We start from the raw sequence: 16,029 nt of genomic DNA, 5'->3' as shown, positions 1-16,029 counted from the left end.
GAGCTGCTTCGACTGCGCTCAGCATGACGTGCTCTTTTTTCTCCGCTCACTCTACCTATTTTCAGCCCCGTAATCTTCGCCTCGCGCTCACGGCCCACGTCATGGGCCGGCTTTGCTGCCTACTTGAGATACCGCGCTAAGGCTGCTTCCAACTCCGCCCCGTGCAGGCCGGAGGCTATGATTTTGCCGCTGGGGTCAATCAGGAAGTTTTGGGGGATGGACTGGACGCCGTAGCGCTGGGCCGCTTCGTTTTTCCAGCCGCGCAGGTCGGATACCTGGACCCAGGCCATTTTGTCGTCCTGAATGGCTTTCAGCCACTTCTCGTGGCCCTTTTCGTCGTCGAGCGACACGCCCAGCACGTCAAATTTCGGTCCTTTGAACTGCTTGTAGAATTTGGTTAAGGCCGGGGTTTCCTGGCGGCACGGGCCACACCAAGAGGCCCAGAAATCGACCAGCACGTACTTGCCACGGTAGTCGGCCAGGGACACCGACTTGCCGTCGGGCGTTTTTTGGGTGAAAGCGGGGGCTTGGGCGCCAACGGCGACGGCCTTGAGCCCCTGCACCAGCTCGCCGTAGGAGCGGCCGGGCGGGGTATTCTTCAGGGCCGGGCTTAAGGCTTCGTACAAGGGCCCTACCACCGCGTATTCGGGCGTGGCCAGCATGCCGAGCCGGCTTAGCTCGTACAAACTCACCCAGGAGTTCGGATTAGCCCGAATGAAATCCCGCATCCGCTGGGCGTATTCCTGCTGAATATTAGCCCCTTGGGCGCCCATGCGCGCTTTAAATTCAGGAGCGTTTCGCTGCGCTTCCGAGGCCTTTTGGTATTCGGCACCCTGCGCTTTCAATTTGGCCAGGGTGGGCTTCAAAGAAGTTTCCAGCTTTGCATTATCCGCCGCGATGGGTCCACCGGTGACGGTGGCCTCTTCCAGGGAGTTGGGGCTTGTGACCACCACCGGGCCGGGCTCCAGGTACAACTGCTTGCGGTCGCCGGGTCCGAACAGGCCAGTGCCCCGCTTGCCGTCCCGCTGCAGCACCAAGCTTGCCGGTATGGGTATTTCGGTGGTGCCTTTTAACTCGAAAGTACCGTTTTTCAACGTGGCGGAGTCCACCTGGCCATTGCGAAAAAGGTAGATTTTGGCCGGGGCATTCAGGTTCCCAATTTTGCCTTTCACCGTGAACGGAATAGGCGTTTGGGCAGGAACCAGCGCCGGCGCAAGCAACAGGAGGCCAATTAAATACTTTTTCATGGGAGCCAAATTAACAAAGGAGGGCAACGTAGCGGAATGCCGCCGCGCTACAACGGGCGGGGCGGCATAAGATTGCTGGGTTGGCCAGCACATCGACCTCCGTAATGGATGGCGCAGCCAAGGCGGGTGGCCAGCAAGCAAAAAGCGCGGGGACGTACCCTTTCGAATACGTCCCCAGTTGGCAATTCAACTGATATTAAGCAACGGCTGGTGTGGGCAAGCCCTTGGAGTCCGGCTTTGCCCCTACTCGTTGTTTACTTCAGCCCCGGAATCTTCGCCCCGCGCTCGCGGGCCACGTCCTGGGCCAGTTCGTAGCCGGCATCGGCGTGGCGGAAGATGCCCATGCCGGGGTCGGTGGTGAGGACGCGGCGCAGGCGTTCGGCTTTTTCGGGTGTGCCGGTGGCTACTATCACCATGCCGGAGTGGGTGGAGTTGCCGATGCCCACGCCGCCGCCGTTGTGCAGGCTCACCCAGTCGGCGCCGCTGGCGCAGTTGGCCAGGGCGTTGAGCAGGGGCCAGTCGGCCACGGCGTCGGAGCCGTCCTTCATGCCTTCGGTTTCGCGGTTGGGCGAGGCCACCGAGCCACAGTCGAGGTGGTCGCGGCCGATGACGATGGGGGCCGAGACTTCGCCCCGCGCCACGAGGTCGTTGATGACGAGGCCGAACTTCTCGCGCTCGCCGTAGCCCAGCCAGCAAACCCGCGCGGGCAGGCCAATGAAGGGCACTTTGGCCTGGGCCTTCTCAATCCAGCGGGCCAGGAGCTTGTTGTCGGGGAAGGTTTCGAGCAGGGCGCGGTCAATGCGCATAATATCGGCCGGGTCGCCGCTGAGGGCCGCCCAGCGGAACGGCCCCTTGCCCTCGCAAAACAGCGGGCGGATGTAGCCGGGCACGAAGCCGGGGTACAGGAACTGGCCGGTTGAGTCGCGCACGTTCAGGCCGCCTTTTTCGGCCTGGCCGCGCAGGTTGTTGCCGTAGTCCACGGCGATGGTGCCGCGCTTCTGCATCTCCAGAATGGCCTCGACGTGCTTCACGATGGACGCCAGGGCCTGCTTTTTGAACTCTTCGGGGTTGGCTTCGCGCAGGGCCAGCACTGCGGTGATGTCGCCTTCCGGCAGGTAGTCCATCAGGTCGTGGGCCGAGGTTTGGTCGGTCACGATGTCGGCCTGGAAACCCAGGGCCAGCAGCTGCGGCAGCACGGTAGCGGCGTTGCCGGTGAGGCCCACGGACCAGGGCTTGCCGTCGGCTTTGGCCTGCTCGCAGATTTTGAGGGCGTGGGCGAGGTCGCGGGCGTGCTCATCGAGGTAGCCTTCGCGCACTTTCTGCTGCACCCGCTCATCAATCGGCTCGATGACGAGGCAGACGCCATCGTTCATGGTCACGGCCAGGGGCTGGGCCCCGCTCATGCCACCAAGGCCGGCCGTGAGGGTGATGGTGCCGCGCAGGCTGCCGCCGAAATGCTGGTCGGCCATGGCGGCAAACGTCTCATACGTGCCCTGCAAAATGCCCTGGGTGGCGATGTAAATCCAGGAGCCGGCCGTCATCTGGCCGTACATCATGAGGCCCATTTTGTCGAGCTCGTCGAAGTATTCCTGGGTGCTCCAGGCGGGCACGAGGTTGGAATTGGCGATGAGGACGCGCGGGGCGTGGGCCCAGGTTTTAACCACCCCCACGGCCTTGCCCGACTGCACGAGCATGGTTTCGTCGACCCCCAACTCCTTCAGGGTCCGCACGATGGTCTGGTATTCCTTCCAGTTGCGGGCGGCGCGGCCAGCCCCACCGTACACAATCAGCTCATCATACACCAGACTCACGGCGGGGTCAAGGTTGTTTTCCAGCATCCGCAGAGCGGCTTCGGCTTCCCAGGTTTTGCAGCGCAGGGTGGTGCCGTGGGCAGCCCGCACGGTTTCCTCGGGCTTGAACTCGTAGAACATCGGGCGCTTGCCGTCGGGCTTTTGCGGGGCTGCGCCGGTGGCGGTAGAGAGGGAGTTGGCTTCGAGGTTAAGCTCGGCGGTTTGGGGAGAGGTGGGGGGCATTGGGCGGGTGGTTTGGGTGGGGCGGCAAGTTATGCAAAGGGCAGAGAAGAGAATGACGTATTCCTTTTTCTTCTCTGTCTTTTGTTTTCAATACCCAAATCCTGTGGCCCGGCAACCAAATCAGCCGGTGGAACTACAAGGGGGCCGGAGTCACCGGCAGTTCTTCAGCGAAAGGGCTGGGCTCATCGTCGGCAAACCGGGCCGCCAGCTGTTGCTCAAATCCCCGGAGCTTCTTTAGCATGTAAATGGTAGTCACGGCATACCAGATATACAGTACGTCCATGCCCATTACAAACTCTACATAACTGAATATCTGGGCCATGGTGGCACCGCTGGTTGGGGCATAAGCCCCGCGGCTGGCGAAGATGGTGAAAAGACGCAGTCCCCACCAGCCGCCTACTAGGCTCTGGTCACGCTGGAAGCGCGGGGCACCATCGGGCTGGGCATACCGTTGCGTGAGGTTCCAGATGTCCTTCATTACCTGATACGGGTACCAGAAATTTATAATCGGCACGAACCAGCCCCAGCCGCCGGCCCCTTCGGAATGGCGCGGCGCGGGTGCTTTGTGGAGACGATGGAGGTTTCCGTAGGCGCGATGAGCCCACAGAACCAAGGCGATAAAGGCCAGCAGTATCAGCACCAGCTGGGTGCTCCCAATAGCCTGCTGCCGCCAGTCGCTGGCCTCCACCTGCGCATGCGGCACCTTAACTCCGGCGGCCATTTTCTGGAGCATGCCGTACTCTACTACCCTCGAAGCCAGCGCAACAAGGCTGACGCCCACCACTATCCACTGAAAAAGAATGGCAAAACGTATTCGCTGGCTATTATCGAGAATCCTGGGCATTTAGTGGCAAGAATGGTAAAGGGTGCCGAAGGTAGCAAACGCACCTGCCGGAACAACATCGACCCCGTTGTTTCCCGTAAGCTGTTCTATCACCCAAGCCCCATTCTTGGTTGTTTTGCTTTCCCATCATTCCCCATGAGCACCGACTATAAACCCATTGACTGCGGCTTCTATGACGAGCTGGAAGCTGCCGCCACCCAGCGCCGCCGCGTGGCCCTGCAATACTTCAACGACCTGCGCCAGCTGTGTATGGAATCGGGCGTGATTGACACGCTTTTTATCCGCGACAAAGTGGAGTTTATGCGCCTGAAATCGGGCGAAGAAATCCGGCTCGACCACCTCATTCGGCTCGATGACAAGCCCGCGCCGGGATATGCCGATTACCCGGATTTCAGCTGTGGCTGTTGAGCCTGTGAACAAAACCAGAACGTCATGCCTCGGCTGCGCTCGGCATGACGTTCTGGTTTTACCGGTCAATCAACCCTAGTCCTGCGCCTGCTCCACATCGATGCCGCCGTTGGTGGTGACGGCCTTCACCGTGGCCCCGCCCTGGCCCAGGCTGGCCGTCACTTCCTTGTGGAACATGCCCGATTTGGTGACCGGCAGGGCCGTGTGGATGCCGCCCATGTTGGTGCTGGTGTAAAGCTGAGCCGAATACGCGGCGGGCAGTTTCCAGTGAATGCCGCCGTTGGTGGTGGCCACGTCGAGGCCCTTGCCTTCCCACTTGCTGCCGCTGAGGGTGATGTTGACGCCGCCGTTGGTGGTTTCGCCCTTCACCTGGCCGCCCAGGTTGGCGAGGTTCACGCCGCCGTTGGTGGTTTCGAAGGTGATGGCTGACCGCAGGTTATCGAGGCTGATGCCGCCGTTCACGGTATTGAGGGCCAGGGCCGTGGTGCGGGGCACGAAAATTTCGTAGCTCACGCTCCATTCCTTGTCCTGGTCGGGGTCGGTGGCGCGCAGGGTGTTGTTGGCGGTGCCAATGGTGATGCGCTTGGCGCGGGCCGCGGCCTTGTCCTCGGTGGTCGACCAGGTCTGGATTTTGGCGCGAACCCGGATATTGGGGCCATCCCAGCCGTGCACCGTGATGCCGCCGTTGGGGTCGGCGTTCACGGTCAGGGGCTGGCCGGCGGGAGCGGCCAGGGTCAGGTCGCGGGTTTCGCAGAAGCTCTTCAGCAGCTTATTGTGGCCCCAGGAGTTGTTCTCGCAGGAGATGTTGAACGACGGTTCGGGCGCCGTTTGGGCCGTGGCGCCGAAGGTGCTGCATACGACAGCCAGTGCAGAAAAAAGGGTTTTCATGACGCTTAAAAATTAAAGGTGGGCAATAGTCAAGAATAGATGCCAACCCCGGCCAGGCGGTTGCCTGAACGGGCAGCGAACCCAAGGAGTACCGGGCATCGGCGGATTCGTTACAGGCCCCGCCATTTTTTTTAAAGCTCCGTTTTGTGCACCCTCGGCCCGTTTTCCCGTATTCCCTCCCACTGCTTTCCCTTTCCTCACCAATTCTCCCGCCTTATGGATACCCTGGCCGCTGGCGTCACCCAGCTTCGCATTCAACGTTTTGTCAATGTCTATTTCGTCGAAACCGGCACGCCCGGCGAGTGGGTTTTGATTGATGCCGGCCTGCCCGGCAGCAAGAAAAGCATCCTCGCCGCCGCCGACAAGCTGTTTTATCCCGGCTCGCACCCCGAGGCCATCATCCTCACCCACGGCCACCTCGACCACCTCGGCTCGGCCCGCGAGCTGGCCGACCACTGGAACGTGCCCATCATCGCGCATCCGCTCGAAATGCCCTACCTCACCGGCCAGGCCCTGTACCCGCCGCGCGACCCCACCGTAGGCGGCTCGCTGGCCTTCATGAGCCGCTTTTTTCCCACGCAGCTGCCCAATCTCGCAGACCGGGTGCAGGCCCTCGATGCCGATGACCCCTCCACGCCCTACCTCATGAGCTGGCGCTGGCTGCACGTGCCGGGCCACGCGCCCGGCCAGCTGGCCTTCTTCCGCGAAGCCGACCGCGTGCTGATTGGGGCCGATGCCTTCGCCACCACGCACCACGACTCGGTGCCGGCCGTGCTGCTGGGCCGGCCCAAAATCAGCCGGGCCGGCACCCCGTTCAATTACGACTGGGAAGCGGCCCGCGCCTCAGTGCAACTCCTGGCCGCGCTGGAGCCGAAAGCCATTGGCTGCGGCCACGGCCCGGTTATCATCGGCCCGGAAGCGGCGGCCGGCCTGCACGCCTTAGCCGATAATTACCCCGTGCCCGCCCACGGCCGCTACGTGCACGAGGCCGCCCGCACCGACGCCAGCGGCGTGGAACACCTCCCGCCCGCCCCCAAAGACAAGCTGCCCATGCAGGCCGCCATCATTGGCGGGAGCCTGCTGGCGGCGGGCGCGGCCTGGCTGCTCACCGGTGGCCGGCGCAAGGGCAAAAAGTCAAAAGCCCACAAGAAAGCCTACAAGGCGGCCAAAAAATCCGCCGGTTATCAGTCGCCCACCCCGCCGCTGTACCGCGGCGGCGTGGGCAGCTAAACGGGTTATTTGGCCAGCTGCGCCACTCCCGTCAGAAAGGCGGTGACGATGGTGGCAGCCAGGCGGGCGGTCTGGTTGTCGCGGTCGTAATGGGGATTCAGCTCCACGACTTCGAACAGCCGGACCGCCTCGTTTTGGCCCGCCAGAAAGGCCGCTTCCACCGCCTGCCGGGGCGTAAACCCGTCGGCGCTGGGGGCCGAGACGGCGGGGGCAAATGCTTCGGCGCAGCCATCAATATCGAAGCTCACGAAGGCTGGGCCGCCCTGGGTGGCCCGACTCAGGGCGCGGCCCAGGTACAGGGCCATGCCATCCTGCTGCACGTGAGCAAGCGGCACGATGTAGGCTTCCTGCCGGTTCAGAAAATCAATATCCTCTTTGGTGTTGAGGTTGGAATGCAGGCCGATTTCGGTGAAGCGCGGCCCGGCCAGAAAGCCTTCTCGCAGCAGCTTGCCGAAGGGCGTGCCGCTGCTGATAATGCCGGGCTTGTCCTTCACATCGGCGTGGGCATCGAGGTTGATGCCGCCCACCGCCTGCCCGTCGCCGGCGTCGAAAAGCCCACGCACGGTGGAATAGGTGCCATCGTGCGAGCCACCCAGCACCACCACGCGCGGGTACTGCCGCAGCAGTTTCGCCAGTTGCTCCCGGATATGGGCGTGGTTGCGGGCGTGGTCGGCGTGGCGCAGGTCGAGGTTGCCGGCGTCGGCAATGCGCAGCTGGTCGAGGCTGATGTCGTGCTCCAGGTTGTAGGTTTTGTGGTAGCGGCGCAGCTCGCGGCGGATGGCGTGGGGGGCGCCGGCCGCCCCGGCCCGGCCACCTTCCAGCACGGTCCCGAAATCAAGGGGCAGGCCCACGAGGCACACGTCGGCTTCGGGCAGCCCGGCAGCGGGGCGGATGAGGTCGCGGAGGAACGTTGGCATGATGCCAAAAGTAGTGCGGCCGCCTGATTTTGCCGGGCCTACTGCCGCGAGTAGGCCGTGCCGCTGAAAGTGAAAAGCGTGACCTTGCTGCCGGTGCCCACGGGCTGGCCCGCCACCATTTTCCCCGCCGGCGGCGTGGCCACGCCCACCGGCCCAGGCGCGGGGGCGGCCAGCGGCCGGGCTGCCGCTGGGCGGGCCGCCGGCGCGGCGGCCGTTGGTGCAGGCGGCGGCACGCTGGCGAGCAGCTGGTCGGCTATTTTTTCATCCATCGCCGCCAGCCGGGTCAGGGCCTGCTGCTGGCCGTCGAGGTCATTGGCCCGCCGATAAGCGGCCACCGCTTGGTTGTGAGGCGTTTCGGCCGCCTGGTGTCGGCCCGCTGCTTCCAGGCCCTGGGCCTTTTTGAACCGCGCCGCGCCGGAAAGCGCCTGCCCCGGCCCCAATGCCAATGGCGTGGCCTCAGCCCGCGGCAGCAGCCCGCACACGGCCCACACCAAGCCCAGCCGCAGCCGCTGCGCCGGTCCGTTTGCCCGTTTGAATTTTAGAAATTGTGCCATTTTAGCGTTTTTATCAGGCTTTCGACTACCTGCCGGCCGTTCAGCTGCCAGAAGCCAAAGCCCTACGAACGCCCGAAAGCTAGCTGCACATCGCCCGTAATTGGAGCCAAGTCTAGCAAAAGGCCTTAAAAATCGACGGGCGGCAGTCCACGAACTCTGGCCCGACTCTTGGCAGTTTAACTTGCACCCTCATTTCGACTGCCCGTGACCGTATTTTCTTCCCTGCGTTTTGGGCTTTTGGCCGGCCTGATGCTGGCCCCGGTACTGCTGCACACGGCCCGGGCCCAGGTGGCCCCGTCGCTGCCCTCCTTCTACACCACCTACAGCTACACGGGCTACACCGTGTACGACACCACCAGCCCCGATGCGCCCACCCAGGTGCGCGGCGTGGGAGGCTCGCTCACCCTGCGCCCGGCCGGCACCTACGAAAAGCGCCTTAGCATTGTGGGGCCTCAGGGCCCGATGTACTTCAAGCAGAATGGGGCCTTCATCATCACCGGCGACAGCATCCGCTTCGCTTTCACCGACCTGAAAGGGCCGGATGTGCAGCGCGGCACCTTCCAATTCGACCCCGCCACGCGGCATCTCACCCTCACCATTCTGGGCTATCCCGTGGGCAACAAAGGCGTGTATGACCTGGTAGCGGCTGAGCCTCAGCCGCTCCTTGCGCCTACGGTACTGCCCGCCAAGCCCGGCAAAAAGCGCCATCGGTAGCCCGCTTATTCGCCGCCCTTTGGCCTCCCCGCCCCTTCTGGCTAACTTGCGGCCCGTTTCGCCGGTTCTGCCCCGTTGCAGCTCCGCCGAAGCGGTTTACTGCTCACTGTTAACTGAAAACTGACCCTCTATGGGACGCGCATTCGAATTTCGCAAAGGCCGCAAAATGAAGCGGTGGGATAAAATGTCGAAAGACTTCACCCGCATCGGCAAGGAAATCGTGATGGCCGTGAAGGAAAACGGCCCCAACCCCGACTCCAATGCCCGCCTCCGCGCCGCCATGCAAAACGCCAAAGGCGTGAACATGCCCAAAGACCGGGTAGAAGCCGCCATCAAACGCGCCAGCAGCAAGGAAGAGAAAGACTACCAGGAAGTTGTGTACGAAGGCTACCTGCCCCACGGCGTGGCCGTCGTCATCGAAACCGCCACCGACAACCCCACCCGCACCGTGTCCAACGTGCGCCTCATCTTCAACCGCAACGAGGGCACTCTGGGCACCGCCGGCAGCAGCGACTACACCTTCACCCGCAAAGGCGTGTTCAAGCTGGCCGCCGAAGGCCTCGACCGCGACGAGTTGGAATTGGAGCTCATCGACTTCGGCGCCGAGGACGTGTACGAAACCACCGAGGAGGACGAGCACGCCGCCGAGCACAAGTACATCGTGGTCGAAACCGCCTTCACCGACTTCGGCCAGATGCAGAAAGCCCTCGAAGCCCAGGGCCGCCACGTTGTCAGCGTCAACCTCCAGCGCGTGCCCAACACCACCGTTTCACTCAACGACGAGGAGCTCGAAGAGGTGATGACCATCATCGAAAAATTCGAGGACGACGAGGACGTGCAGGCCGTGTACCACACCATCGGCTAGCCACTCTGAGGATAGGAGTAATTAACAGAACGTCATGCTGAGCGCAGCCGAAGCATCTCGCGCGGGGTAGTAATCCAATCGTCAGGACTACTTACGCGGTACTGATACTTCGGCCGCACTCCGCATCACGTTCTTTTTTTGCACAACGGAGTTGTAACCCCAGTTCCCTCGCCCATGCCCGCTGCCAACCCTTCTGCCCTTGTAGCCGCCACGGTTGCCCCCGGTGCGGCGGCAGTAAGCAGCTACTTGCCCGCGCTCACCGGCCTGCGCGCCATCGCGGCCTGGCTGGTGTTTTTCAACCACTACCCACTCGGCCCACTGCCCCCTCCGGGTCCCGCCCGCGCCCTCCAGTATTTCGCCGATGAGCTGCACGGCCTGCCGATGCTGCTGCTGCTCAGCGGCTTCCTCATTGCCCTGCGCTACGACACCGGCACGCCCGCTTTCCGGCCCCGTGGCGGCTGGCGGCGCTACCTCCAAAGCCGCTTGGCCCGCATATATCCGTTGTATGCACTGCTCACGCTGGCCACGTTCGTACTCATCTGGCATTGGCATTCCCCCCAGGCCACTCCCGGCCTGCTGCTGCTGAACCTCACCCTGCTGCGCGGTTTTTTCGACGAGTACAAATTCTCGGGCATCGGCCCGGCGTGGTCCCTCACCCTGCTCGAATGCTTCTACCTGGCCGCGCCCCTCTTGCTGGGCCTGCGCCATCGCGGCTTGCGGCTGTGGGCTCAGCCACTGCTGCTGCTGCTGCTCGGCACCGGCCTGGTAGCCCTATTGGGCCCGCTGCACTGGCACGGGCTGTTCGGGACTTACCCGTTCATGCTCACTTACACCTTTCTCGGCCACAGCCTGGAGTTTTTTATCGGTGTGTGGCTGGCTGGCCGATACCAGGCCGGACGGCTTGGTACCCCGGCCGGAGTATGGCGCACTGCCGGCGGCATTTTGCTCTACTTTGCCGTCACTGCTGCCCTGGGCCTCACCCAGGCCCAATTCCACGCCACCGACCACCCCCTTACTCTCGTCCTGAACCTGGTGGCCCTGCCCGCCGCTGGCGGCCTGCTTTTCGCCGGCCTGCTCAGCGAGGATTCCTGGTTTCGCCAGTTGCTGAGTGGGCGTTTGTTTCAGCAGCTCGGCCGCAGCTCCTATGCATTTTATCTGCTCCACGCCGGCCCGCTGGCCTTTTGGGTCTACGAGCGGCTGCCAGGCTTCTGGCCGTTGCAGTTAGCCGCCGTGCAGGTGGTATCCTATGTAGTTTATCGGTTAGTAGAAGAACCTGCTGGTCGGTGGCTGCGGCCGAAAGTACATCGCGAACGGCCAACCGGCAACCAGTTTTCGCAAAGTACTGCGCCGGCAAAGTTTTGAAACCAGTAGCGTAATCTCACACCTTTCAGTTAGCTTGTCACTACTTGTGGCACCGATGAGTGGCGGCAAGCTTAATGTTTTGAACAACTATTATGAGAGCCCTAATAATCGCAATTCTTATGGCTTCCATTTGGACACTTTTTTATTGTAAGGACAAACAGAATAAGCAGGTTGACAAACCTGCAATATTTAAACTTCAATCAAAGCAGGACACGGCAAACAAAAAAGCAACTCAGTCCATTTTTGATGAAATAGCCGAGTTTGACTATTCGGACTTTCACGACTTAAAACATAATAAGTCTTATGACATGTTTTTAGCAGGACAAATCAAATTACCAACAGGGCAAGTCGTTTGTACAGACCTGATGCACAGAGAATTGGCTTGGCCACAATCGTGGGCAATCAATAATGGGCAATATCCTGTTTATTTATACATCGGACTTGAAGACGATTTTGCAGGTCGTGTTGCTTATGCTGAATTGGTGATTAAGGCTGAAATTCCAAAATATTGGGAAATGTCTTTGATTCCTGAAGAGCTGCTTGCAGATAGTTTTGAAAGAAAAACAAATGGCATGTATCCAGTAGAAAATGGGCTTAGCTGTTTTGCCGATTTTGAAACCTTCAAAATATATGAACAGGAAATCCAAGACTTTTACCAACTTCATAAACAAGGCAATTATTATAATGATGTTTTAGAAAATCTTTTTAAAGAAAATCGAAATATTCCGACAAGTTCAAGAGGTGAAGATTGGATAAATTATAAACCGTTAAAAGCAAATGGAAATATTATCATGTTCGGCTCAGGTTACGGCGACGGTTTATATCCACGTTACGTTGGCTATGACAAAAATGGAAATGTCGTAAAATTTGTAACCGACTTCATTCAATTAAAAGCCAGGACTGAGCATTAGCTGTTGCTTGCATAAGTTTAGCGTTATGATTGACTGCCGAATAAAGGCTTATCCTTATATGGGTTAGGCTGACGTTTCCGTATTCCAAACACAACGCAAAGCCACACAATGTTGAATATTATAAAAAAAGCGCCGCGGCTGAAAATATCAGCCGCGGCGCTTTTTTGTGCCTGATATTATGAAATTACCTAGTCTACATTGTCATGCAAAAAGCGGTTATCTCCTAGTAACTCATTATCGTCTGACAAGTTAAACCGCGAGATATTCTGCGCTGAGCTCGGCTCCACATTTTCCAGCTTCACTTGCCGACGCAGATATGCGGGCGTATCATATTGGCTCACCGCTTCGGGCGGCAGGCCGTTGCTTAGCTCCTGCAGGCGGCGGCGGCGCTCCAGGGCTTGGGCATCCAGAGCGGGGCGGGGCCGGGCGGCTTCGGGAGTAGCGGTAGCTGCGCTGGAAGCCAGCACAGGCTCGCCCGGTGCGCCCACTGGAATACCTGCCAGCGGCGGCGCATTGTGCGTCGAAGGGCCATTTAAGTCAAATGTCACCCGCGCCGGCTCAGCAGTGGCAGAACCAAAGCTGGGCACGAACGGGGCGCTACCCGAAGCGGGCGAATTGGGCGTAGTTACCGAACGGTCAGCTTCGGCAGCCGGAGCGGCCGTCGCAACTGGTTCGGCACCGCCCATGGCCGGGGTCGTGATGGAGTGCGCATCGCGGGCAAAACCCGTGGCAATCACCGTCACGCGGATGCATTGGCCCAACGTATCATCAACGCCGTGGCCGAAAATCATTTCCGCATCCTGACCCGCTTTTTCCTGGATGTACTCCGTGATTTCCGTCAGCTCGTCCATTTCCAGCTCGTGCTCAGCACCCGACATGATGGAAAGCAGGATTTTCTGCGCCCCATGGATGTCGGTATTGTTGAGTAGCGGCGAGTTCAGGGCTTCCTCGGCGGCGCGGCGGGCGCGGTTTTCGCCTTCGGTGATACTGCTGCCCATTACGGCCGCGCCCGACTCCTTCATCGTGGTTTTCACGTCTTCAAAGTCTACGTTCACATCGCTGGTCACCGTGATAATTTCAGCAATGGACTTGGCGGCCGTGGTCAGCACCGTATCAGCTTTGGCGAAGGCGGCGCTCATTGTCAGGTTGCCGTAAATCTGGGGCAGCTTGTCGTTGAGAATCACCAAAATGGTGTCGCAGTGCTCGCTCAACTCCTTGATACCCAACTCGGCCTGCAAGCGCTTTTTCTTGCCCTCAAACAGGAACGGAGCCGTCACAATACCCACCGTGAGAATGCCCAGCTCCTGCGCAACCTGCGCAATTACCGGGGCCGCGCCGGTGCCGGTGCCACCGCCCATGCCCGCCGTGATGAACAGCATTTTGGTGCCGTGGTTCAGCAGCTCCCGGATTTGCTCTTTGCTCTCGATAGCTGCCTGACGGCCGCGCTCGGGCTTAGCGCCCGCGCCAAGGCCCTCAGTCAGGTCCACCCCAATCTGGAGCTTATTGGGCACCGTGGAGCTTTGTAGCGCCTGGTGGTCGGTGTTGCAGATAATAAACTCCACGTCCTTGATGCCCTGCTTGTGCATGTGCTTCACGGCATTGGAGCCACCGCCACCAACCCCAATCACCTTGATGATGGACTTGTTTTGGGCAGGAATGTCGAATTTGTAATTCATACTTTTTAATTATGAATTATGAGTTACGAATTATGAGTTACAAACTAACAAGACCTTTTGGTCATCAATTCATCACTCATAATTCATAACTCATAATTGTTTCCTAGTAGGATTTATCGTCGTAATCGTCAATCAGCAACCCTTTGGTGCGGGTGATGATGTCCTTGAAGAAACGGCTGGCAGCACCGGGTTCCTTGGGTTTGGCCGGCGCGGATGCGGGGGCCGGTGCGACGGGCGTTGCAGCGCGGGTTTCGGCGGGAGCCGGAACGACGGGAGCGGCCTGCGGGGCATAGTAAGCCGGAATAACGGCCGGTACTTCTTGCTCGTAGGGCACGCGGGAGGTGTTGCGCTCATCCAGCGAGTGGTAGCCGGACAGCACCAAGCCCACCGTGGTGGCGTACATCGGCGACTTTACGGCTTCGATGCGGCTCTTGCCAAGGTGCTGGTTGGGGTAGCCAATGCGCGTATCCAGGCCGGTGATGTACTCCGTGAGCTGCTCCAGGTACTGCAGCTGCGAGCCCCCACCGGTGAGCACGATGCCGGCCGACAGCTTGTCGTGCAGGCCCATGCGGTAGATTTCGGCGTACACCAACTCCATGATTTCCGACATCCGGGCCTCGATGATGTAGGCCAGGTTTTTCAGCGAAACCTCCTTGGGGGCGCGGTTGGGCAGGCCTGGAATGCTCACAATTTCGTAGTCGGAAGCTTCAGCAGCAATGGCTTTGCCGAATTTAACCTTCAATTGCTCCGCCTGGCCAGGGGCCACGTTGCAGCCAGCCTTGATATCCTGCGTAATGATGTTGCCACCGAACGGAAGCACCGCCGCGTGCCGGATGATGCCATCCTTGAATACCGCCAAATCGGTAGTGCCACCGCCAATGTCAATCAGGGCCACGCCGGCTTCCTTCTCCTCTTCGGAAAGGATGGACATGGAACTGGCCAGCGGTTCCAGAATCAGGTCGGCAATTTCCAGCCCGGCTTTGGTTACGCACTTATTGATGTTGTTGATGGCCGTGCTCTGGGCGGTGATGATGTGGAAATTGCCTTCCAGCCGCACGCCTTCGTAGCCTACGGGGTCGGCGATGCCTTCCTCGTAGTCCACTTTGTAGTCCTGCGGCATCACATGAATGATTTGCGAGCCGGGCTGGGTCACGAGGCGGTACATGTCCTGCGTGAGGCGGTTCACGTCGTCGGGACCAATGGTATCGGCCGAGTTGCGCGTGATGCTGCCGTTGTGCTGGAGGCTTTTGATGTGCTGGCCGGCAATGCCCACGTTTACCACCCCAATGCTAATTCCGGACTGTTCTTCGGCCTGCCGAATGGCCCGTTTGATGGCATCAACGGTCTTGTCAATATTGAGCACAATGCCGCGCGAAACACCTTCGGACACGGCTTTGCCCATGCCCAGAATTTCGAGTTTGCCGAACTCGTTTTTGCGGCCTACCAGGGCACAGATTTTTGTGGTACCAATGTCGAGCCCGACGACGATTTTGTCTTGTTGCATAGGAGCGGTGCTGGCGAGCAGTGAAGAAGCGATGGGTTGGGAGTTGAGTTTCTCTGACCTTACGGCCTATTATTCAGCGAATTGTCATTCGCAAATGATTTGATTCTGGTATTCTACGTTTACGCGGTGGTAGGTATCCCACCCCAAAACTGACGGAATTTGCCGGTAAAATACCATAAGCTTGGCAAATTTCTCGGAAATATTTTCGGGCAGCCCGAATTCGATACGTTGGTCGCCCACCTGTTGGGTGAACGACAGCTTGCCGCCGGGCTCGATAAACACCTCCGAAACCTGAGCTTTCCAGAACGGATGCTCATCGACGTAACGCAAAAAGTCGAGGTAGCGCCGCCCGGTACTATCCTGGAAAAATGCAGTTGGCAGGCTTAAGCCGCCGGGCCGGGCCACGGTGGCTACGCGGGCCGTAAACAGCGGCGATAGTGGCAGGGCGCGGCCTTCGGCGTCCACGTACGTATCGAGGCGGGTATCGGGGTGCGTGAGGCGGGCGATGGGGCGGTTCTGGCGCACGTCGGCGTGGAGGTTGCCGGCCAGGTCGCGGTACACCTGGGCGTCGCGCACAAAGGGATGGGCTTTCAGGCGGGCTTCCAGCTCGCGCAGGCGCGGGCCTTCGGGCCGGGTGCCCAGCACGGGTTCGGCCCCGCCCTTGGTGAGCAAGGCCGTCACGCCGCGCTCACTGATGAAGTAGTTATCGAATTCGTTGGCGATGTTCACCGTGACTTCGCCCACTGGCCGGCCGGCCTGGCGCACGGCGGCAAACACGCCCAGCGCGCCCAGCACCAAGAGGCAAGCAGCTGCAACAAGTAAATTTCTAACGGTGCGGTCCATGCAATGACTAAATAACGGCGTAACGAAGCGAAC

General features: G+C 60.1%; 15 protein-coding genes. 6 read left to right on the top strand and 9 right to left on the bottom strand.

Annotated elements, in window-relative coordinates:
* Nucleotides 1-119: 119 nt before the first annotated feature.
* The 3 genes from J4G38_RS10915 to J4G38_RS10905 all read right to left on the bottom strand — a co-directional run bounded on the left by J4G38_RS10915 (nt 120) and on the right by J4G38_RS10905 (nt 4,124).
* Entirely contained in the window at nt 120-1,247 is a 1,128-nt protein-coding gene (locus tag J4G38_RS10915; protein WP_210520905.1) for a TlpA disulfide reductase family protein, read from the bottom strand.
* Nucleotides 1,248-1,501: 254 nt separating this feature from the next.
* Nucleotides 1,502-3,280 (bottom strand): urocanate hydratase, encoded by a 1,779-nt coding sequence (gene hutU, locus J4G38_RS10910; RefSeq protein ID WP_210520903.1) that lies wholly within the window; start codon nt 3,278-3,280, stop codon nt 1,502-1,504.
* 133 nt (nt 3,281-3,413) lie between these two features.
* The gene (locus J4G38_RS10905; protein WP_210520901.1) at nt 3,414-4,124 is read right to left on the bottom strand and encodes a DUF4328 domain-containing protein; all 711 of its coding nucleotides are present in this window, start codon (nt 4,122-4,124) and stop codon (nt 3,414-3,416) included.
* A 135-nt stretch (nt 4,125-4,259) separates the two neighbouring features.
* On the opposite strand from J4G38_RS10905, the gene J4G38_RS10900 reads away from it, so the two are divergent.
* The gene (locus J4G38_RS10900; protein ID WP_210520899.1) at nt 4,260-4,532 is read left to right on the top strand and encodes a hypothetical protein; all 273 of its coding nucleotides are present in this window, start codon (nt 4,260-4,262) and stop codon (nt 4,530-4,532) included.
* A gap of 75 nt (nt 4,533-4,607) precedes the next feature.
* Here J4G38_RS10900 and J4G38_RS10895 read toward each other — a convergent pair whose 3' ends face one another.
* A complete protein-coding gene (locus J4G38_RS10895; RefSeq protein WP_210520897.1) occupies nt 4,608-5,420 on the bottom strand; it encodes a DUF4097 family beta strand repeat-containing protein in 813 nt (270 codons plus the stop codon).
* Between the two features lie 216 nt (nt 5,421-5,636).
* Here J4G38_RS10895 and J4G38_RS10890 point away from each other — a divergent pair, with 216 nt between their 5' ends.
* A complete protein-coding gene (locus J4G38_RS10890; protein WP_210520895.1) occupies nt 5,637-6,650 on the top strand; it encodes an MBL fold metallo-hydrolase in 1,014 nt (337 codons plus the stop codon).
* Nucleotides 6,651-6,655: 5 nt separating this feature from the next.
* On the opposite strand, the gene J4G38_RS10885 is transcribed toward J4G38_RS10890, so the two are convergent.
* Together J4G38_RS10885 and J4G38_RS10880 are read right to left on the bottom strand one after the other, a co-directional pair.
* Complete coding sequence (locus tag J4G38_RS10885; RefSeq protein WP_210520893.1) at nt 6,656-7,567, bottom strand: arginase family protein; 912 nt, start codon at nt 7,565-7,567, stop codon at nt 6,656-6,658.
* A 38-nt stretch (nt 7,568-7,605) separates the two neighbouring features.
* On the bottom strand, nt 7,606-8,121 hold the full coding sequence (locus tag J4G38_RS10880; RefSeq protein ID WP_210520891.1) for a hypothetical protein: 516 nt from the start codon (nt 8,119-8,121) through the stop codon (nt 7,606-7,608).
* A gap of 204 nt (nt 8,122-8,325) precedes the next feature.
* Here J4G38_RS10880 and J4G38_RS10875 point away from each other — a divergent pair, with 204 nt between their 5' ends.
* From J4G38_RS10875 to J4G38_RS10860, 4 genes are all read left to right on the top strand, one after another.
* Nucleotides 8,326-8,835: a hypothetical protein gene (locus tag J4G38_RS10875; protein WP_210520889.1), complete on the top strand. Its 510-nt coding sequence runs from the start codon at nt 8,326-8,328 to the stop codon at nt 8,833-8,835.
* A gap of 130 nt (nt 8,836-8,965) precedes the next feature.
* Entirely contained in the window at nt 8,966-9,700 is a 735-nt protein-coding gene (locus J4G38_RS10870) for a YebC/PmpR family DNA-binding transcriptional regulator (RefSeq protein WP_210520887.1), read from the top strand.
* Nucleotides 9,701-9,874: 174 nt separating this feature from the next.
* On the top strand, nt 9,875-11,062 hold the full coding sequence (locus tag J4G38_RS10865) for an acyltransferase family protein (protein WP_210520884.1): 1,188 nt from the start codon (nt 9,875-9,877) through the stop codon (nt 11,060-11,062).
* 119 nt (nt 11,063-11,181) lie between these two features.
* Entirely contained in the window at nt 11,182-11,973 is a 792-nt protein-coding gene (locus J4G38_RS10860; protein ID WP_210520882.1) for a DUF4241 domain-containing protein, read from the top strand.
* Between the two features lie 188 nt (nt 11,974-12,161).
* On the opposite strand, the gene ftsZ is transcribed toward J4G38_RS10860, so the two are convergent.
* The 3 genes from ftsZ to J4G38_RS10845 form a co-directional block, all read right to left on the bottom strand.
* Nucleotides 12,162-13,649: a cell division protein FtsZ gene (gene ftsZ / locus J4G38_RS10855; RefSeq protein ID WP_210520880.1), complete on the bottom strand. Its 1,488-nt coding sequence runs from the start codon at nt 13,647-13,649 to the stop codon at nt 12,162-12,164.
* Between the two features lie 103 nt (nt 13,650-13,752).
* Nucleotides 13,753-15,153 (bottom strand): cell division protein FtsA, encoded by a 1,401-nt coding sequence (gene ftsA / locus J4G38_RS10850; protein ID WP_210520878.1) that lies wholly within the window; start codon nt 15,151-15,153, stop codon nt 13,753-13,755.
* Between the two features lie 84 nt (nt 15,154-15,237).
* Nucleotides 15,238-15,996, bottom strand: a complete 759-nt coding sequence (locus tag J4G38_RS10845) for a cell division protein FtsQ/DivIB (RefSeq protein WP_210520876.1) — start codon at nt 15,994-15,996, stop codon at nt 15,238-15,240.
* Nucleotides 15,997-16,029 lie beyond the last annotated feature (33 nt).

Origin of the sequence: Hymenobacter terricola (genome assembly GCF_017921975.2) — a bacterium.
Lineage (GTDB): Bacteria > Bacteroidota > Bacteroidia > Cytophagales > Hymenobacteraceae > Hymenobacter > Hymenobacter terricola.
The sequence above is the reverse complement of the archived record's forward strand: the minus strand, read 5'-3'. Positions and strand labels throughout refer to the sequence as shown.

Coding starts and splice junctions, on each gene's coding strand:
- J4G38_RS10915 (WP_210520905.1), bottom strand. CDS start 1,247: ATGAAAAAGTATTTAATTGGCCTCCTGTTGCTTGCGCCGGCGCTGGTT.
- hutU (WP_210520903.1), bottom strand. CDS start 3,280: ATGCCCCCCACCTCTCCCCAAACCGCCGAGCTTAACCTCGAAGCCAAC.
- J4G38_RS10905 (WP_210520901.1), bottom strand. CDS start 4,124: ATGCCCAGGATTCTCGATAATAGCCAGCGAATACGTTTTGCCATTCTT.
- J4G38_RS10900 (WP_210520899.1), top strand. CDS start 4,260: ATGAGCACCGACTATAAACCCATTGACTGCGGCTTCTATGACGAGCTG.
- J4G38_RS10895 (WP_210520897.1), bottom strand. CDS start 5,420: ATGAAAACCCTTTTTTCTGCACTGGCTGTCGTATGCAGCACCTTCGGC.
- J4G38_RS10890 (WP_210520895.1), top strand. CDS start 5,637: ATGGATACCCTGGCCGCTGGCGTCACCCAGCTTCGCATTCAACGTTTT.
- J4G38_RS10885 (WP_210520893.1), bottom strand. CDS start 7,567: ATGCCAACGTTCCTCCGCGACCTCATCCGCCCCGCTGCCGGGCTGCCC.
- J4G38_RS10880 (WP_210520891.1), bottom strand. CDS start 8,121: ATGGCACAATTTCTAAAATTCAAACGGGCAAACGGACCGGCGCAGCGG.
- J4G38_RS10870 (WP_210520887.1), top strand. CDS start 8,966: ATGGGACGCGCATTCGAATTTCGCAAAGGCCGCAAAATGAAGCGGTGG.
- J4G38_RS10865 (WP_210520884.1), top strand. CDS start 9,875: ATGCCCGCTGCCAACCCTTCTGCCCTTGTAGCCGCCACGGTTGCCCCC.
- J4G38_RS10860 (WP_210520882.1), top strand. CDS start 11,182: ATGGCTTCCATTTGGACACTTTTTTATTGTAAGGACAAACAGAATAAG.
- ftsZ (WP_210520880.1), bottom strand. CDS start 13,649: ATGAATTACAAATTCGACATTCCTGCCCAAAACAAGTCCATCATCAAG.
- ftsA (WP_210520878.1), bottom strand. CDS start 15,153: ATGCAACAAGACAAAATCGTCGTCGGGCTCGACATTGGTACCACAAAA.
- J4G38_RS10845 (WP_210520876.1), bottom strand. CDS start 15,996: ATGGACCGCACCGTTAGAAATTTACTTGTTGCAGCTGCTTGCCTCTTG.